Raw genomic sequence first — 24,100 nt, 5'->3', positions numbered from 1 at the left:
GCCGTTACAGCTTGACGGCAGAGTCGGGGGGCCGGTGACGCAGGCCACAGGCGTACAGCCCCGGGCTCTTAGCTCGGTCGATAAACGCGCACATTGGCATGCCCCTCACTGAGCAAATGGTGGGCATGCAGGCGACTCATCACGCCTTTGTCGCAATACAGCAGGTACTGGCGAGTAGGGTCCAGTTCCTTGAAACGAGCGTTCAATGCATAAAACGGCATCGTTTGTACCTCAATGCCAACGAGGCTCAGCGGGTCGTCTTCAGCGGCATCCGGATGACGGATGTCGATGACGATCTGACCAGCCAGCGCTTCACTGACTTCTTCGATCTGCAAGTCCTGGCCCAATTCGTCGATCACGCGATCGATCGGCACCAGTTTGGCGTTCTCGAGCGCACGCTCAAGTACTGCCATGTCGAACTGTTGTTCTTCGTACTCCACGCGTGGACGCTTGGCGTGGGTCTTGGGGTTCACCGAGATGACCCCGCAGTATTCCGGCATGTGCTTGGCGAAGTCGGCAGTCCCGATTTCGTTGGCCAGGTCGATGATGTCCTGCTTGTGACTGGCGATCAGCGGACGCAAGACCAGCTTGTCGGTCACGCAGTCGATCACGGACAGGTTCGGCAGCGTCTGGCTCGACACCTGGGAAATCGCTTCGCCGGTGACCAGCGCTTCGATCTCCAGCCGATCGGCAATACGGGAAGCAGCGCGCAACATCATACGCTTCAAAACTACGCCCATATGACTGTTATCGACTTTCCCGAGAATTTCTCCCAGTACTTCCTCGAAAGGCACACTCACAAATAACACGCGTTGGGAGCTGCCGTACTTCTTCCAGATGAAGTGCGCGACTTCCATAACGCCCAGTTCATGGGCTCGTCCGCCCAGATTGAAGAAGCAGAAATGGCTCATCAGGCCGCGGCGCATGATCTGGTAAGCAGCAACAGTGGAATCGAAGCCGCCGGACATCAGCACAAGTGTCTGTTCCAGGGCACCCAGCGGATAACCGCCGATGCTGTTGTGCTGGTTGTGGATCACGAACAACCGTTTGTCGCGAATTTCGAGGCGAACTTCGATTTCCGGCTCTTTCAGCGAGATTCCGGCGGCGCCGCACTGACGACGCAGTTGGCTGCCGACATATTTCTCGACGTCCATCGAACTGAATTCATGCTTGCCGGCACGCTTGCAGCGCACCGAAAAGATCTTCCCGGCCAACGCATCACCAAAGTGCTGCTTGCACTTGGCGACGATGTCGTCGAAGTCACCCAACGGGTATTCGTCGACCTGAAGGAAATGCGCGATGCCCGGCATGCAGCTCAGGCGCTCGGTCATCTCCTTCAGGGCTTTGGGCTCGCTGACGCGGGTTTCCAGCTCGAGATTGTCCCACACACCGTTCACCACCACGGCCGGGTCCAGGTCGCGGAGCACGGTACGGATGTTTTTGGCCAACTGGCGGATGAAACGCATCCGTACCGGGCGGCTCTTGATGGTGATCTCGGGGAAGACTTTTACGATTAGTTTCATGAAAACAGCGCGCGCTGGGCCAGCCGAAAAAGGGGGGCGCGGATTATAGCGGAAATTGCTCAAGGTTTAACCAGTTAATGTGCAGAAGGTTTTTCGCGCACCAAAACAGGTCATTTACCGAATTTGACGCTACATTACGGGGCGCTATTTCCAGCTTTGCTGCGCTTTGCACCTTTATAAGCGTGAAATTGGGGCAAAAAACCCATGGTGGGGCACTGGCATGCAATTTGCTCCCTTGTGAGGCAGGTTGCCTTGGCAGAGTATTCGCGCCGGCATCACCCACATTCTAAGGGCATCCACTACTAAGCCCGAAGCCACCCGGAGGACACTATGTCGAAGTCGGTTCAACTCATCAAAGATCATGACGTCAAGTGGATTGATCTGCGCTTCACGGACACCAAAGGCACTCAGCACCACGTGACCATGCCGGCTCGCGACGCGCTGGATGAAGCTTTCTTCGAAGAAGGCAAAATGTTCGACGGTTCCTCCATCGCTGGCTGGAAAGGCATCGAAGCCTCCGACATGATCCTGATGCCGGACGACAGCACTGCCGTTCTCGACCCGTTCACCGAAGAGCCAACCCTGATCCTGGTTTGCGACGTGATCGAACCTTCGACCATGCAAGGCTACGACCGTGACCCACGTGCGATCGCCAAGCGTGCCGAGGAATACCTGAAGTCGACCGGTATCGGCGACACCGTATTCGTGGGTCCAGAGCCTGAATTCTTCATCTTCGACGAAGTGAAGTTCAAGTCCGACATCTCCGGTTCCATGTTCAAGATCTACTCCGAACAAGGTTCGTGGATGTCCGACCAGGACGTGGAAGGCGGCAACAAAGGCCACCGTCCAGGCGTCAAAGGCGGCTACTTCCCGGTTCCTCCGTTCGACCACGACCACGAAATCCGTACCTCCATGTGCAACGCTATGGAAGAAATGGGCCTGGTCATCGAAGTTCACCACCACGAAGTGGCGACTGCCGGCCAGAACGAAATCGGTGTGAAGTTCAACACCCTGGTTGCCAAGGCTGACGAAGTTCAGACCCTGAAGTACTGCGTACACAACGTTGCTGATGCATACGGCCGCACCGCGACCTTCATGCCTAAGCCTCTGTACGGCGACAACGGTTCGGGTATGCACGTTCACCTGTCCATCGCCAAAGATGGCAAGAACACCTTCGCTGGCGAAGGCTATGCCGGCCTGTCCGACACCGCCCTGTTCTTCATCGGCGGCATCATCAAGCACGGTAAGGCTCTGAACGGCTTCACCAACCCGTCGACCAACTCCTACAAGCGTCTGGTCCCAGGTTTCGAAGCTCCGGTAATGCTGGCCTACTCGGCTCGTAACCGTTCCGCTTCGATCCGTATTCCTTACGTGTCCAGCCCTCGCGCTCGCCGTATTGAAGCCCGCTTCCCGGATCCAGCAGCTAACCCGTACCTGGGCTTCGCTGCACTGTTGATGGCTGGCCTGGACGGTATCCAGAACAAGATCCACCCTGGCGATGCTGCTGACAAAAACCTGTATGACCTGCCGCCTGAAGAGGCGAAAGAGATCCCACAAGTTTGTGGCAGCCTAAAAGAAGCCCTGGAAGAGCTGGACAAAGGTCGTGCGTTCCTGACCAAAGGCGGCGTTTTCAGCGACGACTTCATCGACGCTTACATCGCTCTGAAAAGCGAAGAAGAAATCAAAGTACGTACCTTCGTACACCCACTGGAATACGAGCTGTACTACAGCTGCTGATCCGGTAGCGCCTGCGCAAGCGGCGTGACAAAAAAGAGGCCTCCTTCGGAGGCCTTTTTTGTGGGCGTAAGTTTTCAGGCAAAACGCTTTTGCATTTTTTTGAAAATAGTTCTGTGAAACTTCCAAGCAATTTTCATTTACTGTCCCGGGACTTTTCGGAAGGACCATCAGATGAAATCAGCATCGACCCCTCTTTATTCGCTAGCGTTGTTTCTTGCGACGCTAACACCTGCCTGGGCCGCGACTGATAGCTCCCATTCCGCTGATGAGAGCAAACACTGGCGGGTGGAAAAATCTTCCGATGACAGCCGGTTTCAAACGGCCCTTCTCAGCGGAAATACGCGCTATGACGGCAAAACCGGCGAAGCCCTATTGGCGATAAGTTGTCATCCTGATAACCCGATGAGAATGTCCCTGACTATCCCGACACAGCGTCTTGGCTTCAATGCCGATGATTATGAAGGCCCGGGCGCACCGGCAAACGGACCATTGCGCCTGACAACCGGCGCGCGCACGCCCATCAGCTATCTGGTTAGCGGTTCGGGCTCGGTAAGGAGCCTGCAAGAAGACGGTTGGGTATTCGAGTTCGGTACGAGCATCGACAAGCGCGAGTTGCATTACTGGCTCACTAAGACTGCCCATGGTCAGCGTGCAACGTTGACACTGCCTTCGCGCAAGAGTGATACCCCGCTGATTGCAGAGTTTGTATTGCCAGAAGACGACAGCGGGTTGCGCAAGGTTATCGGGCCTTGCATGGAAACATCCAGATGAGCCGCTCCGCAATTTCTGACAAGCAATCGATCCATCTCCCATGACATTCACAGTTTCGTCCGGCATCAACCCATTTGAGTTGCTCGTAGCCTGTACCGACTTACCTGCACTCAACGGATGGAACAATGAAGATCTACATGCTCACAACCCTGCTTGGCACCCTGGCCGCAGGCGCCCTGTCGGGCTGCAACCCAGCAGCACCGACGGCGGCAATCGAACGTATTGTTTTACTGCAAAGCAGCGCATCCTGGGACGACACGCCTTACATCGCCTACCCGAAGACGGCACCTGAGCTGTCGCTCCTGAAACTCAAGATACCTGCAAACACTGCGCTCGACTGGCACACCCATCCAATCCCCAATGCAGCGTACATTCTTGCCGGCGAGCTGACAGTTGAGAGCAAGGACAGCGGCCAGGTCCGACGCTTCAAGCAGGGCGATGCGGTGGCCGAAATGGTCAACATCACCCATCGCGGCAAAACCGGTGACAAGCCGGTAGAACTCATTGTGTTCTATGCTGGCAGCCAAGGTATTCCACTGTCGGAGTAAACCTTGATACCCACAGGGAGTCTGGATGCGGTCACTTTTGATATTTCTGCTGCTGTTTTTCGCTTGCCCTGTGATGGCGCAGATCTACAAGTACACCGACGCCGACGGCAACACCGCCTACAGCAATCAACCGCCCGATGGCATGAAGGCTCAGCCGGTCGAGTTGCCACCGCTGAACAGGGTTGAGCCCCAAGCCGCTTCTGCGCCACCTGTCGAAGGCACCAGCCGTGAACAACCGCTTAGCGCTTACGAGGTGCTGGAACTGACCAACTTGCCGACCACCGAAGCGCTGCGTGCCAACAACGGCACCTTCACCGTCAATGTGCTGATCAAACCGCGCCTGCAAGGTCCTCATCTGTTCAGGCTGTTGCTGGACGATCAGCCTTACGGCCAGCCGAGCAACGTGCCGATCCTGCAACTGGTCAATATTGATCGCGGCACACACAGCCTCGCGGTGCAGGTGATCGACGGGGAAAACATCGTTCAACAAAGTCCCGCCGTGACGTTCACCGTACAACGGGTGCACAAGCCGTGAGGCTGTGGCTCCTGATCACCTGCCTGATCGCCCTGCCGGTGACAGCGGAGGTGTTCACCTACGTCGACGCCCAGGGCAATCGGGTTTACACCGACCAGCCAGGTTCCGGCAATGCCAAGCGTGTGCCGATGGCAACGAGCAATCGCATGTCCGCCAAGCCCGGCGGCGCAGCACCGGTGACGGCTGGAAAAAAGGCCGAAACAAAACCACTGTTCCACTACGACATGTTGAGAGTACTGGTGCCGGAGCCAGATGCCACGGTACGCAGCAATGCTGGCGAGATTATCGTCAGCGTCACCAGCGAACCCGGCCTGCAGCGAGGCCATCGCTACCAACTGCTACTCGACGGCCAACCCACCGCAGCGCCCGGCCTGAGTCCGGTGTTCGCCCTGAGCAACATCGATCGCGGCAGCCATAACCTCTCAGTGGAAATCCTCGACGAACAGGGCCGCACGGTCGAACGCACCGCCAACCAGCCGTTTCACATGCTGCGCATCTCCCTCGCGCAGAAGCGCCAGGTCAAACCCTGCGCCCTCACCGATTACGGCCAACGGCCGGAATGCCCGCTCAAAGACAAACCCGTAGTAGAAGAAAAAAATCCTTTCCTGCGCTTCTTCTAACGCCGTTCAGGTTTGCGCACTATATTGGTGCAATTGGTTGCACCGTACCCATATACCAACCCATTTTGGTTCGAAAGTACCCGTCAAAGCTGGCAGAACGCCACGCAAACGAGCGTCAAACGCCCGTTTCAGGCCTTAAACGCTTCTTTTCGGAGCCTTGGTTTGGTTTTTGCATTTTCCTCGTATCGGCGCGTTATTCACGCGCATGCCCTGCTCCAAAAGAGGGAGTAGGGCGTGCTCACCGTAAATGGCGATCGCGCAAAGCCCCACGAGACGCAAGACTAGGCATGAGGAGAGAAGTTTGGTTGCTCCAAATGAACGACGAATAACGACGGATTGCGTCTCGTGGGGCTTTGCCCTTCGGGTTGGCGCTGTGATCGCGCCATGCTGCGTTGTAGGACTTGAAAAGGGAAAGCCATTCTCTGCGTCCTACGCCTTGCCTGGCGCGATCACAGCGCCAACGCGATTCGCCATTTACGGTGAGCACGCCCTACTATGACCATTAGCGACGCACTGCATCGATTGCTACTCGACAACCTGACCACCGCCACCATTCTGCTCGATGCCGAACTGCGCCTCGAGTACATGAACCCGGCGGCGGAGATGCTCCTGGCCATCAGCGGTCAGCGCAGCCATGGGCAGTTCATCAGTGAGTTGTTCACCGAATCCACCGAGGCGCTGAACTCCCTGCGCCAGGCGGTCGAGCAGGCACATCCGTTCACCAAGCGCGAAGCGATGCTCACCGCCCTCACCGGCCAGACACTGACCGTCGACTACGCGGTAACGCCCATCCTGGCCAACGGCGCCACCATGCTGCTGCTGGAAGTCCACCCCCGTGACCGCTTGCTGCGAATCACCAAGGAAGAGGCGCAGCTGTCGAAACAGGAAACCAGCAAGATGCTGGTGCGCGGCCTCGCTCACGAGATCAAGAATCCTCTCGGCGGGATTCGCGGCGCGGCGCAATTGCTCGCCCGCGAACTGCCGGAAGAAAGCCTGCGCGACTACACCAACGTGATCATTGAAGAGGCCGACCGCCTGCGCAATCTGGTCGATCGCATGCTCGGTTCCAATAAGCTGCCGTCACTGGCGATGTGCAACGTCCACGAAGTGCTGGAACGCGTTTGTCATCTGGTGGAGGCCGAAAGCCAGGGCTGCATCACTTTGGTGCGCGACTACGACCCAAGCATTCCCGACGTGTTGATCGACCGCGAACAGATGATTCAGGCCGTGCTGAACATCGTGCGCAATGCGATGCAGGCCATCAGCAGCCAGAACGAGCTGCGCCTCGGCCGCATCAGCCTGCGCACCCGCGCCATGCGCCAGTTCACCATCGGCCACGTGCGCCATCGCCTGGTGACCAAGATCGAAATCATCGACAACGGCCCGGGCATTCCCGCGGACTTGCAGGAAACCATCTTCTTTCCCATGGTCAGCGGCCGTCCGGACGGTACCGGGCTGGGCCTGGCCATTACCCAGAACATCATCAGCCAGCACCAGGGCCTGATCGAATGTGACAGCCATCCAGGCCACACCACCTTCTCGATCTTTCTGCCACTGGAACAAGGAGCCACATCGACATGAGCCGTAGTGAAACCGTGTGGATCGTCGATGACGACCGTTCTATCCGTTGGGTCCTGGAAAAAGCCTTGCAGCAAGAAGGCATGACCACGCAAAGCTTCGACAGCGCCGATGGCGTGATGAGTCGCCTGGCGCGCCAGCAGCCAGACGTGATCATCTCCGACATTCGCATGCCGGGTGCCAGCGGTCTGGACCTTCTGGCGCGGATTCGCGAACAACACCCACGGCTGCCGGTCATTATCATGACCGCTCACTCCGATCTGGACAGCGCTGTCGCGTCCTATCAGGGCGGCGCGTTTGAATACCTGCCGAAACCGTTCGACGTTGACGAAGCGGTGTCACTGGTCAAACGCGCGAACCAGCACGCCCAGGAACAGCAAGGCCTGGAAGTCCCGGTCGCCTTGACCCGCACCCCGGAAATCATCGGTGAAGCGCCGGCGATGCAGGAAGTGTTTCGCGCCATCGGGCGCTTGAGCCACTCCAACATCACCGTGCTGATCAACGGCGAATCCGGTACCGGTAAAGAGTTGGTGGCCCACGCGCTGCACCGTCACAGTCCGCGTGCGGCTTCGCCGTTCATTGCGCTGAACATGGCGGCGATCCCCAAAGACCTGATGGAATCCGAGCTGTTCGGCCATGAGAAAGGCGCGTTCACTGGCGCGGCCAACCTGCGTCGCGGGCGTTTTGAACAGGCTGACGGCGGCACGCTGTTCCTCGATGAAATCGGCGACATGCCGGCAGACACCCAGACTCGTTTGCTGCGGGTGTTGGCGGACGGCGAGTTCTACCGCGTCGGCGGTCATGTGCCAGTGAAGGTCGATGTGCGAATCATCGCCGCGACTCACCAGAATCTGGAAACCCTGGTGCATGCCGGGAAATTCCGTGAGGACTTGTTCCACCGCCTCAACGTGATTCGCATCCACATTCCACGGTTGTCGGACCGTCGCGAAGACATCCCGACCCTCGCCAAGCACTTCCTCAGCCGTGCCGCGCAAGAACTGGCGGTGGAGCCGAAGCTGCTGAAAAGCGAAACCGAGGAATACCTGAAGAACCTGCCGTGGGGCGGCAACGTGCGTCAGCTGGAGAACACCTGCCGCTGGATCACGGTGATGGCTTCGGGTCGCGAAGTGCACATCAGCGACCTGCCGCCGGAGCTGCTGAACCTGCCGCAGGATTCGGCGCCGGTGACCAACTGGGAGCAAGCGCTGCGCCAGTGGGCTGACCAGGCGTTGGCCCGTGGCCAGTCGAGCCTGCTCGACAGCGCCGTGCCGGCGTTCGAGCGGATCATGATCGAAACCGCCCTCAAACACACCGCCGGCCGCCGCCGTGATGCCGCCGTTTTGCTGGGCTGGGGGCGTAATACCCTGACGCGCAAGATCAAGGAGTTGGGGATGAAGGTTGATGGTGGGGATGATGATGAGGGGGATGAAGGCTAGCAGCCTTTAGTTTTCTGCTGACTGTCAGAACCAATCGCGAGCAGGCTCGCACACAGATGTTGTGCAAGAGCATCATTTTTTGGTCAACATCGAACCAATGTGGGAGCGGGCTTGCTCGCGAAAGCGGTGTATCAGGCGACATTAATGTCGACTGACACGGCCTCTTCGCGAGCAAGCCCGCTCCCACATTTAGAGCTCCGTGCACCGCGTCAATGCACCGTGAACCGCAATCGTGCATGACAATCGACCCAAAACCCCGCCTTCATCTGCAAGAAAACCCCTATCGAAAAAACACGAAAGCCCCGGAATACGGGGCTTTCGACGTTTCAGCGCGACATTCTGTTTCAACTTGTTAAAACCTGGCACGCCCCCTGCAACAGTCCATTCAGTGATTCAGTTCACTACCCAGTTTCGGGGACCTTGGTACAGGCAGGCCGGGGATTCCCCTCTTTACACCGGGCTCACACCGCACAAGCGACGAGCCCAAGCAGTTTTGGGGCCCTTGATACAGGCAGGTCAGGGGTTCCTTCTTTACACCGGGCTCACGGCGCAATGCGCGAGCCCTGCCGTTTTGGGGACCTTGGTACAGGCAGGCCGGGGATTCCCTCTTTTATTGCTCTCGGAGATGGATCTCCAGCCGCCAGCGGTCATCGACCTCGCTACCGGCCCACTCGCCCTGCAGTGGCCGGGCCGCCACCACCGTCAGCAACAACCCCCCATCACTCAAACGCACGCGCCAGTTCACGCTCTTGTCGTTGATTTTGAGCTGACCTTTCTGTGCCTTTCCTTCAGCTTCGAACAGCAACGCGAGGCTACCGTCGACGAACTCGCCGTGAGCCTTGGGTTCGTTGTTGAACCACACCACCAGCCCATCGTTCGTGACCTCGACCTGCTGCAATTCGCTGGGGTCGGGAGTGGTCAGGCGACCGATCATCAACCCCACCATCACCCCGACAATCGCCAGCGAAGCCATCACTCGCGGGAATAGCTTCGAACGCGGGTCAGCTTCAGGCGTAGAATGCCGCTCATCTTTACCTTCGGAGCCGTGCATGTTTCACGTCATCCTTTTCCAACCAGAAATTCCGCCGAATACCGGCAACGTTATCAGGCTGTGCGCCAACAGTGGCTGCCACCTGCATTTGATCGAACCGCTGGGCTTCGAGATGGACGACAAGCGTCTGCGCCGGGCCGGCCTCGATTACCACGAGTATGCCACCCTGCAGCGCCACGCAGACCTCGCCAGCTGTCTGGAAAGCCTCGGTCATCCTCGGCTGTTCGCCTTTACCACCAAGGGCTCGCGGCCGTTCCACGATGCCAGCTTCGCCGAGGGCGATGCGTTCCTGTTCGGCCCGGAAAGCCGTGGCTTGCCGGCAGAAGTACTCGATGCCCTGCCCGGCGAACAGCGCCTGCGCCTGCCGATGCGTGAAGGCTGCCGCAGCCTGAACCTGTCGAACACCGTGGCGGTCGCCGTGTACGAAGGCTGGCGCCAGCTCGGTTTTAAATAACACACATAACAAATGTGGGAGCGGGCTTGCTCGCGAAGGGGTCATAACATTCAACATCATCGTTGCCTGTTACACCGCTTTCGCGAGCAAGCCCGCTCCCACATTGGACTAGCTTTGACTCAGGACCGCTTACTGAACGGTTGGAGTCTCGCCAGCCGCCTGCATGCGTTGCAGCTCTTGCGCGTACAGCGCGTCGAAGTTCACCGGGGCCAGCATCAGCGCCGGGAACGAACCGCGGGTGACCAGGCTGTCCAGGGTCTCGCGAGCATACGGGAACAGGATGTTCGGGCAGAACGCGCCGAGGGTGTGGCTCATCGAAGCGTCGTCGAGGTTCTTGATCAGGAAGATCCCGGCCTGTTGCACTTCAGCAATGAACGCCACTTCTTCACCGTTTTTCACGGTAACGGACAACGTCAGTACGACTTCGTGGAAGTCGCCTTCCAGAGACTTTTGACGAGTGTTCAGATCCAGACCGACGCTCGGTTCCCACTGCTGGCGGAAGATTGCCGGGCTTTTCGGTGCTTCGAAGGACAAGTCACGTACATAGATGCGCTGCAAGGAGAATTGCGGTGCGGTTTCTTCTTCGCTAGCTGCAGTGTTCTGTTGGTCAGTCATCTCAGATCCTTTCTGATCTTGGGGTCTTATAGGGAAGGCATTCAGGCCTTGAGCATGGCGTCGAGCTTGCCGGCGCGCTCAAGGGCGAACAAATCATCACAACCACCCACATGGGTGCTGCCGATCCAGATCTGCGGCACGGACGTACGTCCGGCCTTCTGAGCCATGGCGGCACGCACCTGCGGCTTGCCATCGACCTTGATCTCTTCGAAGGCCACGCCTTTGTTCTCGAGCAGGTACTTGGCTCGCGAACAGTAAGGGCAGTAATCGCTGGAATAGACGACGACGTTGCTCATATCACTTCACCAGCGGCAGGTTGTCGCCTTTCCAGCTGGAAATACCGCCGGAAAGCTTGGCGGCGGTGAAGCCGGACTTCATCAGTTCGCGGGCATGCGTGCCAGCAGTCTGGCCCATGGCGTCGACCAGGATGATGGTCTTGGCCTTGTGCTTTTCCAGTTCGCCAACGCGAGCGGTCAGTTTGTCGTGAGGAATGTTCACCGCGCCAACAATGTGACCGGCGGCGAAGTCCTTGGTCGAACGAATGTCGATCACAATACCCGCGTCCTTGTTGACCAGCCCGGTCAGTTCACCGGTGCTCAGGCTGCGGCCGCCGCCTTGCATCTGATAGGCCAAAAGCAAGGCCGCCAGTACGACGAAGATACCCACGAGAATGTAGTGGTTGGTGGCGAATTGGATCAGATGTTCAACCATCGAAGGAAGTTCCAGGGCGTTAAAATGTCGGCCAGTATACACAGCCACTATGGTGGGCCAAACCCCGTCCGGCGGTGACGTGGCCGGAACTTCGCTTTAAACTGCCACTCCCTTTTCCATCGCCCTCTTTTAACTCAGCCACGAGTGGAATCCATGACTACCACGCCTAAACCTTTGGTCCTGATTATTCTCGACGGCTTCGGTCACAGTGAGAGCCCTGAATCCAACGCCATCTTTGCGGCGAAGAAGCCCGTACTGGACCGTCTGTGGGCCACCGTGCCGAACGGCCTGATCTCGGGCAGCGGCATGGACGTCGGCCTGCCGGATGGCCAGATGGGCAACTCCGAAGTCGGCCACATGAACCTCGGCGCCGGCCGCGTGGTGTATCAGGACTTCACGCGCGTGACCAAATCGATCCGCGACGGTGAGTTCTTCGAAAACCCGACCATCTGCGCCGCTGTCGATAAAGCCGTCGCTGCCGGCAAAGCCGTGCATTTCATGGGCCTGCTGTCCGATGGCGGCGTTCACAGCCACCAGGATCACCTGATTGCCATGGCCGAACTGGCTTTCAAGCGCGGCGCCGAAAAAATCTATCTGCACGCTTTCCTTGATGGTCGCGACACGCCGCCGAAAAGCGCTCAGTCGTCCATCGAACTGCTGGATGCAGCCTTCCAGGCCCTCGGCAAAGGCCGGATCGCCAGCATTATTGGCCGTTACTTCGCCATGGACCGCGACAACCGTTGGGACCGCGTGTCCCAGGCTTACAACCTGATTGTCGATGGCAACGGCGAATTCAACGCCGCCACCGCTCAGGAAGGCCTGCAAGCCGCGTACGAACGCGGCGAGAGTGACGAATTCGTCAAAGCCACCAGCATCGGTGAGCCGGTGAAAGTCGAAGACGGCGACGCCGTGGTGTTCATGAACTTCCGCGCTGACCGCGCCCGCGAACTGACCCGCGTGTTCGTCGAAGACGATTTCAAGGAATTCGAACGTGCCCGCCAGCCAAAACTGGCCGGCTTCGTCATGCTGACCCAGTACGCCGCCAGCATTCCCGCCCCATCGGCCTTCGCCGCGGGCAGCCTGGACAACGTGCTGGGCGACTATCTGGCGAAAAACGGCAAGACCCAGCTGCGCATTGCCGAAACCGAGAAGTATGCCCACGTAACCTTCTTCTTCTCCGGTGGCCGTGAAGAACCGTTCCCGGGCGAAGAACGCATCCTGATCCCGTCGCCAAAAGTCGCCACTTATGACTTGCAGCCCGAGATGAGCGCCCCGGAAGTCACCGACCGCATCGTTGATGCCATCGAAAACCAGCGTTACGACGTGATCGTGGTCAACTACGCCAACGGCGACATGGTCGGCCACAGCGGCGTGTTCGACGCAGCGGTAAAAGCCGTTGAATGCCTCGACCTGTGCGTTGGCCGCATCGTCGATGCGCTGGAAAAAGTCGGTGGTGAAGCCCTGATTACTGCCGACCACGGCAACGTCGAGCAGATGTCCGATGAAACCACCGGCCAGGCGCATACCGCCCACACCACCGAACCGGTGCCGTTCATCTATGTCGGCAAGCGTGACTTCAAGGTTCGCGACGGCGGCGTGCTGGCGGATGTGGCACCGACCATGCTGATGTTGATGGGCCTGGAAAAACCGGCGGAAATGACCGGCACGTCGATTCTGGTGTAACCCGCCCTATCAAACACCGCCAAAACCCTGTGGGAGCGGGCTTGCTCGCGAATGCGGTGTATCAGTCGACATCAACGTTGCCTGACACACCGCATTCGCGAACAAGTCGAATCGTCGCACCGCCGCTCCCACATTGGTTTTCGGTGTTTTTCTGTCCGGTTATCACACAACCCCAATTGGGCGTTTTTTTTGCAGCGCTTGGCGGGCATACTAGGCCCGTCCCTTTCCCTGGTGTCGCCCGCCTCTATGCTTCGCGTCCTGATAGCCCTTGCTCTGACATGCCTGCTCCAACCGGCCTTTGCTGACGAGCGCGCGCAAACCCAACAACAGTTGGACGCCACGCGTCAGGACATTGCCGAGCTGAAAAAGCTGCTGGGCAAGCTCCAGGAAGAAAAGTCCGGTGTGCAGAAAGACCTCAAAGGCACCGAGACCGAGATGGGCAAGCTCGAGAAGCAGGTCGAAGCCCTGCAAAAAGAGCTGAAGAAAAGCGAATCCGAGTTGCAGCGACTCGATGCCGAGAAAAAAAAACTCCAGAGCGCGCGCATTGAACAGCAGCGACTGATCGCCATTCAGGCCCGCGCGGCCTATCAGAACGGTCGTCAGGAGTACTTGAAGCTGTTGCTCAACCAGCAGAACCCGGAAAAATTCGCCCGCACCCTCACCTATTACGACTACCTGAGCCAGGCCCGCCTGGAGCAGCTGAAGAATTTCAACGAAACCCTGCGCCAACTGGCCAATGTCGAAAAAGACATCGCCATGCAACAGGCGCAATTGCTGGTGCAGAAAAGCAGCCTCGACAGCCAGCGTGAAGAACTCGACAAAGTCCGCAAGGAGCGCCAGCAAGTCCTGGCCAAACTCAGCGACGACGTGAAGGCCCGGGATCAGAAGCTGGCGGCCCGCGAGCAGGATCAGGCAGACCTGTCTAAAGTCCTTAAAACCATTGAAGAAACCTTGGCCCGTCAGGCCCGAGAGGCAGAAGAAGCGCGGCAAAAAGCGCTGATCGCCCAGCAGGAAGCCGAAAAAAAGCGTTTACGTGAGGCCCAGGCTGCAGCAGATGCTGAGGCCACTGATGCCCCACGCAAACCCGTTAAATCGACACCCGGCGCCCTGGTATCAAGTTCAGGTGAGACCTTCGGCGGCCCCTTTGCTTCAAGCCGGGGAAAACTTCCCTGGCCAGTCGATGGTCGACTGCTGGCACGCTTTGGCGAAACCCGTGGCGACGACGCCCGCACCAAGTGGGACGGCGTGATGATCAGCGCCTCCGCCGGCAGCCAGGTGCACGCCGTGCATGGCGGTCGCGTGGTGTTCGCCGACTGGTTGCGAGGCGCCGGGCTGCTGGTGATTCTCGACCACGGCAACGGTTTTTTGAGTCTTTATGGTCATAACCAGACGCTGCTCAAGTCTGCGGGTGACGTGGTAAAAGCCGGTGAGTCCATCTCCACTGTGGGTAGCAGTGGCGGGCAGGACACGCCAGCGCTGTATTTCGCTATTCGTCAGCAGGGTCACCCGAGTGATCCAGCGCAATGGTGCCGCGCGCAAGGATAGGCGTTGAGTCACCTACATTAGGAGTTCGTTCGACATGCTGCATTTGTCCCGCCTTACCTCGCTGGCCCTGACGATCGCCCTGGTGATCGGCGCGCCTCTGGCGTTTGCCGCTCAACCTGCTCCGGCGGTCGCGCCTGCGGGCACTGCTGCGACCACCAAGGCGCCGTTGCCTCTGGAAGAGTTGCGCACTTTTGCCGAGGTCATGGATCGGATCAAGGCAGCCTATGTCGAGCCGGTGGACGACAAGACCCTGCTGGAAAACGCCATCAAAGGCATGCTCAGCAACCTCGACCCACACTCCGCCTACCTGGGCCCGGAAGACTTCGCTGAATTGCAGGAAAGCACCAGCGGCGAATTCGGCGGCCTGGGCATCGAAGTCGGTGCCGAAGACGGTTTCATCAAGGTGGTTTCGCCGATCGATGACACCCCGGCCTCCAAGGCGGGCATTCAGGCCGGCGACTTCATCGTCAAGATCAACGGCCAGCCGACCCGCGGCCAGAGCATGACCGAAGCCGTGGACAAGATGCGCGGCAAGATCGGCCAGAAAATCACCCTGACCCTGGTGCGCGACGGCGGTGCGCCGTTCGACGTGACCCTGGCCCGCGCCATCATTCAAGTGAAGAGCGTGAAGAGTCAGCTGCTGGAATCCGGCTACGGCTACATCCGCATCACCCAGTTCCAGGTCAAGACCGGCGACGAAGTCTCCAAGGCCCTGGCCAAGCTGCGCAAGGACAACGGCAAGAAGCTCAAAGGCATCATCCTCGATCTGCGTAACAACCCCGGCGGCGTGCTGCAAGCGGCGGTGGAAGTGGTCGACCACTTCATCACCAAGGGCCTGATCGTTTACACCAAGGGCCGTATCGCCAACTCCGAACTGCGCTTCTCCGCCACCGGCAAGGACGAAAGCGAAGCCGTGCCAATGGTCGCGCTGATCAATGGCGGCAGCGCCTCGGCCTCAGAAATTGTCGCCGGTGCCTTGCAGGATCAGAAACGCGCGGTGGTCATGGGCACCACCAGTTTCGGCAAAGGCTCGGTACAAACCGTGCTGCCGCTGAACAACGACCGCGCACTGAAGATCACCACGGCGCTGTATTACACGCCGAACGGCCGCTCGATCCAGGCTCAGGGCATCGTCCCGGACATCGAAGTGCGCAAGGCCAAGATCACCAACGAGCAGGACGGCGAGTACTTCAAGGAAGCCGATCTGCAAGGTCACTTGGGCAATGGCAACGGCGGCGCCGACAAACCGACCAGCTCCAGCGGCAAAGCCAAGGCAATGCCGCAGGATGACGACTACCAATTGGCCCAGGCCCTGAGCCTGCTCAAAGGGTTGAGCATCACCTCCGGCCGCTGAGATGCGCCTGCGGTTATCACTCGGTCTGCTGTGTTGTCTGGCGGGTGTCGCTCACGCGGCGCCTGCCACAACAGCGGCCACACCTCAAAAGGCCTATCTAAGCCTGATCATCGATGACCTGGGGCAGAACCTGCCCCGGGATCGCCGCGTGCTGGCCCTGCCCGGCCCGGTCACCGCGGCGATCATGCCGGACACGCCCCACGCCACCGAATTCGCCCGCGAGGCCCATCGCGCTGGCAAGATTGTCATCCTGCACATGCCCATGGACCCGGCCACTGGCCCGTTCGCCTGGCACCCAGATTTGCCCATCGACGAACTTGAGAAACGCCTGAACGCAGCGTTCAAGGTCGTGCCCTACACCGCTGGCATCAACAACCACATGGGCAGCCGCATGACCGTTCAGCCGGCTGCCATGGCTTGGTTGATGGCGGACTTGCAGCGTCGGCGCAAACTCTTCGTCGACAGCCGCACCAGTGCGCAAACCGTGGCGGCCGCCGAAGCACAGAAGATTGGTCTGGCGAGCGTTTCGCGGGATGTGTTCCTGGATGACGAGCCCACTGAAGCCGCGATATTTACTCAGCTGCAGACGGCAATCAGCCTGGCGCACAAGCAGGGTTCTGCGGTGCTGATCGGGCACCCGTATCCGCAGACTCTGGCAGTTCTGGAGCGTGAACTGCCCAGGCTCAGGGCGCAGGGAATCGAGTGGATTGATATCAGGCAGATGATCAGCGTGCGCGGCAATCGCGCAACAGCTGCACACGGCAAGGACGGGCTTTACCGCATCCCTCCTGCCCGCTGATTGATCGGAACTTCTGATCTCACGATAACTATATATGTCTCTTGGTACTCAGCCTAATGCCACGATAGTGCTTATCTGAATTCCCAAGGAACAGTCATGAGAAATAAACTTACGATAATTAAATACTGCACTTTTTTGGTACTTTTGCTGTCCCAAGTCTCGAACGCAGGTGATCTCGGCGAGGGACTGACCAACCAATCAAATTCGATACTTTTGAAAAACAATGATGCTAAATACAACCATTGGAATGGCATTGGCAAAATTTTCAAAGACAGCAAACCACAGTGTGTGGCCAGCCTGTTAGATACCCGAGACGAAGACAACAATGCACGGGGCCCGGCTTATCTGCTCACAGCAGGACACTGTGTAGCCCAAGGTCTGGATCACCCTGTCACCGATATACCTTTTGAGGCAAGCGTGACATTTAACTTCTTCATCGATACCTCGGATAAATACAAGAGCTACAAAATTCATAAAGCAAACTGGGCTAGTATGTCCACCACTGACATTGCTATTTTGGAGCTGGACACCCCTCTGTCTACGCTACTTGAAGATGGGGTGACACCACTGAAGCTGGCATACAGAACCTCCAGGATAGCTAGCGATATACTTATTGTCGGCGCACCAGATAATCTTCCAGAATCCGGTCTGCGCCTAGCTGCTTGCTATCAGGAATCAACAGAAGCAACGCTTGTGTTGAAATGGTGGGTCTTTCCGAACACCCTGAAAAACAGGTGCAAGGGTATTCGTCATGGCGATTCCGGGAGCCCTGTCCTTGATCGTGAAACAGGAAGTATTGTCGGCGTGTTATTTGCTTCTACATTTGTATCGACGCTAGATGAATTATGTTTCAACACCGCTTGTGAAGTGAAAAATGAAAAAACCGAGTTATCTCCTGAAACCAATTACAGCCACACGACCGATTACTTACCAAGTTGTTTTGTAAAAGGAATTTTCAGCACCACATCCAGCTCTTGCACGCTGGAACCAACGTTCAATTTAGAACTGAACAATTACGCCCCATTGAGATACGCCACCGTACCATCTACTGAAAACCCGACGCTGCCTACATGGGGTCTGGATTTTTCGATGGACAAGCCTTACTACCGCTTTAAAACTGTCCGCGACGCCAAGGACTGTTTGTCCCCTCACTACTACAGCGACGTAATAAGCACCACCGGTGCTTTGATCAATACTCCTACAGGTCGCAAAGCAGGCATGTATTTTCTCTGCGTACTGGGCGTCGAATCAGCAGAGCAGACTCCGACAGCAGGGCTACTGAGAACCGTCTGGATTTCTCCAGCACAACTCGTAGAGGCAGAACCCGTCAGAATGGCAGAACCCATAATTACGTTGGGAGCCGACTGGAATTACAATGTCACATGGCGTCATTCGTTACCTTTGTATTTTAATAGCTTCTACTACGCCGGCCCGACAGACACAACAAACTGCGGTGACATAAAGCGTGAAGATTATACTTATGCTTATGGAAATAACGCAGTGACTTTTACTGCCGAGCAGCTTCCTCTAACACTCTGCAGCTACAATAACAGCCTGGACTCCCGATCCTCTGCGGTACGCACCGACTTGCTGACACTGCCTTGACACGATCTGACAGCTTCAACTATCCATATAACTCGACCGACCCACTAAGCACCGAAATTAACCAAATTAAATTTATCGCCAAGGAATGGCCATGAACTACACGCGCACCGTATTAATCGGCTGTTTATTCAGCAGCTTCCTTAGCCCTGTCCAGGCAGCCCCAAGAGATATTGGTGAAGGACTCAGAAATAATTCCATATCGAAAGCACTGAAAAATAGCGAACAACCATATTCGCTCTGGAATGGTATCGGCTACCTGACCACCCAAGACAGTGCATGCATGGCGACCCTTATCGACACCAGAAATTTTGAGCACAAAGCTGTTGGACCTGCTTATTTAATCACCAGCGGTCACTGCGTAACAGCCGAAATCGGAACGTCCAAGCTAAACCAGACATTTGATGCGAGCATAACTTTCAATTACTTCTATGACACGCCCGACAATCATAAGACATATAAAGTTCGAACAGCCAATTGGACCAGCATGGTCGGCACGGACATGGCTTTACTTGAAGTCGATAAACCTCTTGCACTGCTAATTGAAAACGGAATTGTCCCGCTCAAACTTGCACCCCTCCCGCCCCTGGACAGGCATGACGTACTCAATGTGGGCGCACCTGGAAAATTCGTGGAGAAGGGGCTGCGCTTGAGCGCATGTACTCAAGAGGTTTCCAGAACCATGTCCGACAGCATCTCAAGATTCCCCGGGGGCTTAACGAATCAGTGCGCTGATTTACACCCAGGAAGCTCTGGAAGCCCGATGCTGGATCGTCGTACAAACGAGATCATCAGCATTACCTCAGAAAAAGGCTATAGCTACGCGGCAAATTTTATCTCCGACTGTTTTATTAATGGAGTCTTCACAAACAACTCAGAAAACTGCACATTACGGGAAGTTGATATTACTGTCGAACTACCGAGTCTTTTCACAACACATGCATACTCTCATTGGAATTCAGCGGGGAAAGAAATTTTACCTACGTGGGATTACAAGTTCAGTATCAACAGCCCTTACTATCGCTACAAAACCACACGCGACGCCATAAATTGCCAAGACCCCAGCCGGTACAGTGCCGCTATTAGTTCGACAAGTCCTCACATAAACAGCGCTATTGGCCCTCAGACTCGCATGCACGTCTTGTGCATTATTGGTGTGGAGTCACAAGAGCAGAAGCTCTCCAGTGGATTACTACGAAATACTTTCACGCACGCTGTCTATCTGGCAGAGCCGGCTCCTGTACCGAATATTACTCTGAGCTCCAATCGGCACATTAACATCACATGGGAAAATTCATATCCAGAATATACCACCCACTTTTTTCACTTAGGCCCGGCCGACTCCACACAATGCGGCAATCATGATGATCCGCGTTACAAAACCATAGCCGGCAGCGGAGTTTTATACTCATTCTCACCTGTCAAACTCTGCAGCTACGCCCGCCGAGATACTGAACCACACCTATCCGCGATACGCTTTGACGTGATCACCCTTCCTCCAATCGAGCTGAATACAACATCCACTACAAATACCGCGCCATGATGTCGTCGACCACGCCTTCCTTGCGTAACTGATCCAGCGCAGCCTGAAGCTTTGCCACCACCTCATCCGGCACGTCCTTGTTCAACGCCAGGTACAACTCGGCGCTGTTGAAGCGCAGCACAGTCTTGAGCCCGTTCACGCCGTCCTGGCGCGCCAGATAGCGGCCTGCCGGATCACCCGTGGCCCACAGGTCGATCTGGCCGTTGACCAGTTTTTTGGCGTTGTCTTGATCGCGCAGTACAACGATCGGTTTCAATCCTTGCTTGGCCAGCGTCTCGGCAATCGCATCGCCCTTGTAGGCGCCGATCTTGTACTTGCGCGCCTGATCCAGCGTCTCGAGCGTGATCTTGCTGTCCGCATTGGCCAGCATGATCCAGTCGTCCGGACCAATCGGGCCGACCCACTTGAAGAGTTTCTCGCGGTCCGGCAAACGCGCCATCACGAACACGCCATAACCGGGTTTTTCCAGGGCGAGTTTGTAGATTCGCTCCCAAGGGAAACGCAGCGTCAGGCTGTAAGGGATGTCGGCACGTTTGAACATCTCACGGACAATGTCCACGGCAATGCCGTTGATGTTCTCGTCCTGAGCGAAGTTCTTGCCGTTCTTCGCCATGTTGTACGGCGGGAAGTTTTCCGTCAGCAACACCAGACCGGTGCCGGGATTTTCTGCGGCGTGAACTCCGTTGATGAACAACAGAGAAGCACTGGCGAGGACAAGAAGAAGGCGTTTAAGCATGTCTGGCTACCGAGATCCATGGCGTGCCCAAGAGTGCCTTGAGCCCGCCATGCTGTCCACTGGCCTGTACCGTTTGTTTAACGCATCACGATGCCGCGATGAGCCATGTAGGCCTTGGCTTCCTGAACGGTGTATTCGCCGAAGTGGAAAATACTCGCCGCCAGCACCGCGCTGGCGTGGCCTTCGAGGATGCCGTCGGCCAAGTGCTGCAGGTTGCCGACACCGCCGGAAGCGATGACCGGAATCCCCAGCGCATCGCTGATGGCGCGGGTGACGCCCAGGTCGAAGCCGTTTTTCATGCCGTCCTGGTCCATGCTGGTCAGCAGGATTTCACCGGCACCGAGACCTTCCATCTTCTTCGCCCACTCAACGGCGTCGAGACCGGTTGGCTTGCGACCGCCGTGGGTGAAGATTTCCCAGCGCGGGATTTCGCCCGGACCGGAAACCTTCTTGGCGTCGATGGCGACGACAATGCACTGCGAGCCGAAATGCTGAGCCGCTTCGCCGACGAATTCCGGGTTGAACACCGCAGCGGTGTTGATCGAAACCTTGTCCGCGCCGGCATTCAACAAGTTGCGAATGTCCTGCACGGTACGCACACCGCCGCCCACGGTCAGCGGGATGAACACCTGGCTGGCCATGCGTTCGACGGTGTGCAGCGTGGTATCGCGGCCATCGACGCTGGCGGTGATGTCGAGAAAGGTAATCTCGTCGGCACCTTGCTCGTCGTAGCGACGGGCGATTTCCACCGGGTCGCCGGCATCGCGAATATTCTCGAACTTGACGCCCTTGACCACCCGGCCGTTATCCACGTCCAGGCAAGGGATGATGCGTTTGGCCAGCGCCATGGTCAGTCCTCAGCCTTTGTACAAATCGCAGAAAGCTTGCGCTTCAGCGACATCGAGGGTGCCTTCGTAAATCGCCCGGCCGGTGATGGCGCCGATGATGCCTGGCGCCTTGGCGTCGAGCAGCGACTTGATGTCACCCAGATTGTGGATACCGCCGGAAGCGATCACCGGAATCTTCGTCGCAGCGGCCAGGGCGGCGGTGTACGAAACGTTGCAGCCCTGCATCATGCCGTCTTTGGCGATGTCGGTATAAACGATCGCGGATACGCCATCAGCTTCGAATTGCTTGGCCAGGTCGATCACCTGAATAGTGCTGATTTCAGCCCAGCCGTCAGTGGCAACAAAACCGTCTTTGGCATCCAGACCGACGATCACCTTGCCCGGGAACGCGCGGCAGGCCTCAGCAACGAAAGCCGGATCTTTCACGGCTTTGGTGCCGATGATCACGTAGCTCACACCCGCTTTGACGTAGTGTTCGATGGTTTCCAGGGAGCGGATACCGCCGCCGATCTGGATCGGCAGGCTCGGGTAGCGCTTGGCGATGGCGGTGACCACTTCTCCGTTGACCGGCTGGCCTTCGAAGGCGCCGTTCAGGTCGACCAGATGCAGACGGCGGCAACCGCCTTCCACCCACTTGGCAGCCATGCTCACCGGGTCATCGGAGAACACCGTGGAATCTTCCATGCGGCCCTGGCGCAGACGAACACAGGCACCGTCTTTAAGATCGATAGCGGGAATAATCAGCATCTGGCAAACCTTCAAATTCGATTGTTCAGCTTCGCTCGAAAATCAGTTTTTCTCGAGCGCCCACAGGTCGCTTTCGATGCTTTCGAACCTCTCTTTGAGGTGCGTCTGCACATCGAAAATCGCCCTGTTGTAATAGTGCGGCGCAATTTCACGGGTAAACAGCTCAAGGATTTCAGCCGCCTCGAACGAACCCAGGTCCAGCTCGAAGCGGTCTTCCATGAAGCGTTTGATCTTGTGATTGGCCTCGTTCTCCTGTTCAGGAGTGAGGGTCAGGATCGGCGGCTTCTTCTTGACGGCCATTTACCAGCGACCATCCCACGCGGCGAAGTTCTGCAGCAATTGCAGGCCATGGGTATGGCTCTTCTCCGGGTGGAACTGCACCGCGAACCGCGAGCCATCGGCCAGCGCTGCAGCGAAATCGACACCGTAGTGACCGCCACCCACCACTTGCCGCGGGTTGCCGGCAGCGATGTAGTAGCTGTGCACGAAATAGAAACGCGCCAGGTCCGGAATGTTGTGCCACAGCGGATGGGTGACCGTCTGCTTCACTTCGTTCCAGCCCATGTGCGGCACTTTCAAGTGTTCGCCGTCTTCGTGCAAATCCTTGCCGAAGAACTTCACCGCGCCCGGAAACAGGCCGATGCAGTCGACGCCGTCGTTCTCTTCACTGCTGTCGAGCAAGGCTTGCATGCCGACGCAGATGCCGAGGAACGGGCGATCCTGGCTGACTTCACGCACCAGCGAATCGAAGCCCAGGCGACGGATCTCCGCCATGCAGTCGCGAATCGCGCCGACGCCGGGGAAAACCACCCGGTCGGCTTCGCGAATCACAGCGGCATCGCTGGTGATCAGGACCTTGCCGGCACCCACGTGCTCGAGGGCTTTGGCCACCGAGTGCAGGTTGCCCATGCCGTAATCGATAACCGCGACCGTCTGCATTACAGAACGCCTTTGGTCGACGGCATCTGACCGGCCATGCGGTCATCCAGCTCCACAGCCATGCGCAGGGCGCGGCCGAAAGCCTTGAACACGGTTTCGATCTGGTGGTGAGTGTTGGTGCCGCGCAGGTTGTCGATGTGCAGGCTGACGAGCGCGTGGTTGACGAAGCCCTGGAAGAACTCCTGGAACAGGTCAACGTCGAAGCCGCCAACGGTGGCACGGGTGTAGGGAACGTGCATCTGCAGGCCAGGGCGGCCGGAGAAGTCGATCACCACGCGCGACAGCGCTTCATCGAGCGGCACGTAGGCGTGGCCGTAGCGACGGATGCCTTTCTTGTCGCCGATGGCTTTGGCAAAAGCCTGCCCCAGAGTGATACCGACGTCTTCCACCGTGTGGTGGTCGTCGATATGCAGGTCGCCCTTGCTGACAATATCCAGGTCGATCAGCCCGTGACGGGCGATCTGGTCCAGCATGTGCTCAAGAAAAGGAACACCGATATCAAATCGGGCCTTTCCGGTGCCATCCAGGTTGATCGAGGCTTTGATCTGGGTTTCCAGAGTGTCGCGCTCGACTGACGCCTTACGTTCGGCCATCACCAGCTCCGCAAAATCATTGGGCGAAAAAAGGCAATCATTATAGGGGCGCGGGCGCCAAACAGAAACACGGGAGGTGATATGACTGACGGAGTGAATCCCCTGTTGTCGGGGATAGACATGTCCATACAA

At 57.5% G+C, this 24,100-nt stretch carries 25 protein-coding genes; 14 read left to right on the top strand and 11 right to left on the bottom strand.

Annotation, left to right across the window (positions count from 1 at the left end):
• Window positions 1-68 precede the first annotated feature (68 nt).
• Window positions 69-1,523 carry a tRNA uracil 4-sulfurtransferase ThiI gene (gene thiI, locus KGB03_RS27780; protein ID WP_111449415.1) on the bottom strand — a complete coding sequence of 485 codons (1,455 nt, stop codon included), beginning with the start codon at window positions 1,521-1,523 and terminating at the stop codon, window positions 69-71.
• A 330-nt stretch (window positions 1,524-1,853) separates the two neighbouring features.
• Here thiI and glnA point away from each other — a divergent pair, with 330 nt between their 5' ends.
• The 7 genes from glnA to ntrC all read left to right on the top strand — a co-directional run bounded on the left by glnA (window position 1,854) and on the right by ntrC (window position 8,748).
• A complete protein-coding gene (gene glnA / locus KGB03_RS27775) occupies window positions 1,854-3,260 on the top strand; it encodes a glutamate--ammonia ligase (protein ID WP_111449417.1) in 1,407 nt (468 codons plus the stop codon).
• A 171-nt stretch (window positions 3,261-3,431) separates the two neighbouring features.
• On the top strand, window positions 3,432-4,031 hold the full coding sequence (locus tag KGB03_RS27770; protein ID WP_218536860.1) for a hypothetical protein: 600 nt from the start codon (window positions 3,432-3,434) through the stop codon (window positions 4,029-4,031).
• A gap of 125 nt (window positions 4,032-4,156) precedes the next feature.
• Window positions 4,157-4,579 (top strand): cupin domain-containing protein, encoded by a 423-nt coding sequence (locus KGB03_RS27765; RefSeq protein ID WP_375154709.1) that lies wholly within the window; start codon window positions 4,157-4,159, stop codon window positions 4,577-4,579.
• Window positions 4,580-4,604: 25 nt separating this feature from the next.
• Complete coding sequence (locus tag KGB03_RS27760) at window positions 4,605-5,114, top strand: DUF4124 domain-containing protein (protein ID WP_223530412.1); 510 nt, start codon at window positions 4,605-4,607, stop codon at window positions 5,112-5,114.
• Entirely contained in the window at window positions 5,111-5,734 is a 624-nt protein-coding gene (locus KGB03_RS27755) for a DUF4124 domain-containing protein (RefSeq protein ID WP_223530410.1), read from the top strand. Before KGB03_RS27760 ends, KGB03_RS27755 begins: the two co-directional genes overlap by 4 nt.
• 495 nt (window positions 5,735-6,229) lie before the next feature.
• Entirely contained in the window at window positions 6,230-7,315 is a 1,086-nt protein-coding gene (gene glnL, locus KGB03_RS27750; protein WP_010464561.1) for a nitrogen regulation protein NR(II), read from the top strand.
• The gene (gene ntrC, locus KGB03_RS27745) at window positions 7,312-8,748 is read left to right on the top strand and encodes a nitrogen regulation protein NR(I) (protein ID WP_008149434.1); all 1,437 of its coding nucleotides are present in this window, start codon (window positions 7,312-7,314) and stop codon (window positions 8,746-8,748) included. Before glnL ends, ntrC begins: the two co-directional genes overlap by 4 nt.
• Window positions 8,749-9,358: 610 nt before the next feature.
• Here ntrC and KGB03_RS27740 read toward each other — a convergent pair.
• On the bottom strand, window positions 9,359-9,799 hold the full coding sequence (locus tag KGB03_RS27740; protein WP_046052179.1) for a hypothetical protein: 441 nt from the start codon (window positions 9,797-9,799) through the stop codon (window positions 9,359-9,361).
• On the opposite strand from KGB03_RS27740, the gene KGB03_RS27735 reads away from it, so the two are divergent.
• Complete coding sequence (locus tag KGB03_RS27735; protein ID WP_007949025.1) at window positions 9,798-10,253, top strand: tRNA (cytidine(34)-2'-O)-methyltransferase; 456 nt, start codon at window positions 9,798-9,800, stop codon at window positions 10,251-10,253. The genes KGB03_RS27740 and KGB03_RS27735 overlap by 2 nt on opposite strands.
• 129 nt (window positions 10,254-10,382) lie before the next feature.
• On the opposite strand, the gene secB is transcribed toward KGB03_RS27735, so the two are convergent.
• From secB to KGB03_RS27720, 3 genes are read right to left on the bottom strand one after another with little or no spacing between them, the layout of a single operon-like run.
• Window positions 10,383-10,868 (bottom strand): protein-export chaperone SecB, encoded by a 486-nt coding sequence (gene secB, locus KGB03_RS27730; protein WP_223530408.1) that lies wholly within the window; start codon window positions 10,866-10,868, stop codon window positions 10,383-10,385.
• A 41-nt stretch (window positions 10,869-10,909) separates the two neighbouring features.
• Window positions 10,910-11,164 (bottom strand): glutaredoxin 3, encoded by a 255-nt coding sequence (gene grxC / locus KGB03_RS27725; protein ID WP_008149430.1) that lies wholly within the window; start codon window positions 11,162-11,164, stop codon window positions 10,910-10,912.
• A gap of 1 nt (window position 11,165) precedes the next feature.
• Window positions 11,166-11,579, bottom strand: a complete 414-nt coding sequence (locus KGB03_RS27720; RefSeq protein ID WP_111449421.1) for a rhodanese-like domain-containing protein — start codon at window positions 11,577-11,579, stop codon at window positions 11,166-11,168.
• Window positions 11,580-11,732: 153 nt separating this feature from the next.
• On the opposite strand from KGB03_RS27720, the gene gpmI reads away from it, so the two are divergent.
• The 6 genes from gpmI to KGB03_RS27690 all read left to right on the top strand — a co-directional run bounded on the left by gpmI (window position 11,733) and on the right by KGB03_RS27690 (window position 20,105).
• Window positions 11,733-13,262 carry a 2,3-bisphosphoglycerate-independent phosphoglycerate mutase gene (gene gpmI / locus KGB03_RS27715; protein ID WP_218536856.1) on the top strand — a complete coding sequence of 510 codons (1,530 nt, stop codon included), beginning with the start codon at window positions 11,733-11,735 and terminating at the stop codon, window positions 13,260-13,262.
• Between the two features lie 246 nt (window positions 13,263-13,508).
• Window positions 13,509-14,807 (top strand): murein hydrolase activator EnvC family protein, encoded by a 1,299-nt coding sequence (locus KGB03_RS27710; protein WP_192409864.1) that lies wholly within the window; start codon window positions 13,509-13,511, stop codon window positions 14,805-14,807.
• Window positions 14,808-14,841: 34 nt separating this feature from the next.
• Window positions 14,842-16,161 (top strand): S41 family peptidase, encoded by a 1,320-nt coding sequence (locus tag KGB03_RS27705; RefSeq protein ID WP_218536854.1) that lies wholly within the window; start codon window positions 14,842-14,844, stop codon window positions 16,159-16,161.
• A 1-nt stretch (window position 16,162) separates the two neighbouring features.
• Window positions 16,163-16,960 (top strand): divergent polysaccharide deacetylase family protein, encoded by a 798-nt coding sequence (locus tag KGB03_RS27700; RefSeq protein WP_223530406.1) that lies wholly within the window; start codon window positions 16,163-16,165, stop codon window positions 16,958-16,960.
• A gap of 96 nt (window positions 16,961-17,056) precedes the next feature.
• Window positions 17,057-18,565 carry a trypsin-like serine peptidase gene (locus KGB03_RS27695; RefSeq protein WP_223530403.1) on the top strand — a complete coding sequence of 503 codons (1,509 nt, stop codon included), beginning with the start codon at window positions 17,057-17,059 and terminating at the stop codon, window positions 18,563-18,565.
• Between the two features lie 91 nt (window positions 18,566-18,656).
• Window positions 18,657-20,105 carry a trypsin-like peptidase domain-containing protein gene (locus tag KGB03_RS27690; protein WP_223530401.1) on the top strand — a complete coding sequence of 483 codons (1,449 nt, stop codon included), beginning with the start codon at window positions 18,657-18,659 and terminating at the stop codon, window positions 20,103-20,105.
• Here KGB03_RS27690 and KGB03_RS27685 read toward each other — a convergent pair.
• The 6 genes from KGB03_RS27685 to hisB form a co-directional block, all read right to left on the bottom strand.
• Window positions 20,086-20,841, bottom strand: a complete 756-nt coding sequence (locus KGB03_RS27685) for a substrate-binding periplasmic protein (protein ID WP_192409860.1) — start codon at window positions 20,839-20,841, stop codon at window positions 20,086-20,088. The two genes, KGB03_RS27690 and KGB03_RS27685, sit on opposite strands and share 20 nt — an antisense overlap.
• A 77-nt stretch (window positions 20,842-20,918) precedes the next feature.
• Window positions 20,919-21,689, bottom strand: coding sequence for an imidazole glycerol phosphate synthase subunit HisF (gene hisF, locus KGB03_RS27680; protein ID WP_084318197.1), 771 nt, complete (start codon window positions 21,687-21,689; stop codon window positions 20,919-20,921).
• 9 nt (window positions 21,690-21,698) lie between these two features.
• Window positions 21,699-22,436 (bottom strand): 1-(5-phosphoribosyl)-5-[(5-phosphoribosylamino)methylideneamino]imidazole-4-carboxamide isomerase, encoded by a 738-nt coding sequence (hisA, locus tag KGB03_RS27675; protein ID WP_223530398.1) that lies wholly within the window; start codon window positions 22,434-22,436, stop codon window positions 21,699-21,701.
• A 42-nt stretch (window positions 22,437-22,478) separates the two neighbouring features.
• Window positions 22,479-22,736, bottom strand: coding sequence for a DUF2164 domain-containing protein (locus KGB03_RS27670; protein WP_008024930.1), 258 nt, complete (start codon window positions 22,734-22,736; stop codon window positions 22,479-22,481).
• Complete coding sequence (gene hisH, locus KGB03_RS27665) at window positions 22,737-23,375, bottom strand: imidazole glycerol phosphate synthase subunit HisH (protein WP_074872718.1); 639 nt, start codon at window positions 23,373-23,375, stop codon at window positions 22,737-22,739.
• A complete protein-coding gene (hisB, locus tag KGB03_RS27660; RefSeq protein WP_003218037.1) occupies window positions 23,375-23,968 on the bottom strand; it encodes an imidazoleglycerol-phosphate dehydratase HisB in 594 nt (197 codons plus the stop codon). Before hisB ends, hisH begins: the two co-directional genes overlap by 1 nt.
• Between the last annotated feature and the right edge of the window lie 132 nt (window positions 23,969-24,100).

This window comes from Pseudomonas sp. BF-B-26 (assembly GCF_019956495.1).
Taxonomy (GTDB): domain Bacteria; phylum Pseudomonadota; class Gammaproteobacteria; order Pseudomonadales; family Pseudomonadaceae; genus Aquipseudomonas.
The sequence above is the reverse complement of the archived record's forward strand: the minus strand, read 5'-3'. Positions and strand labels throughout refer to the sequence as shown.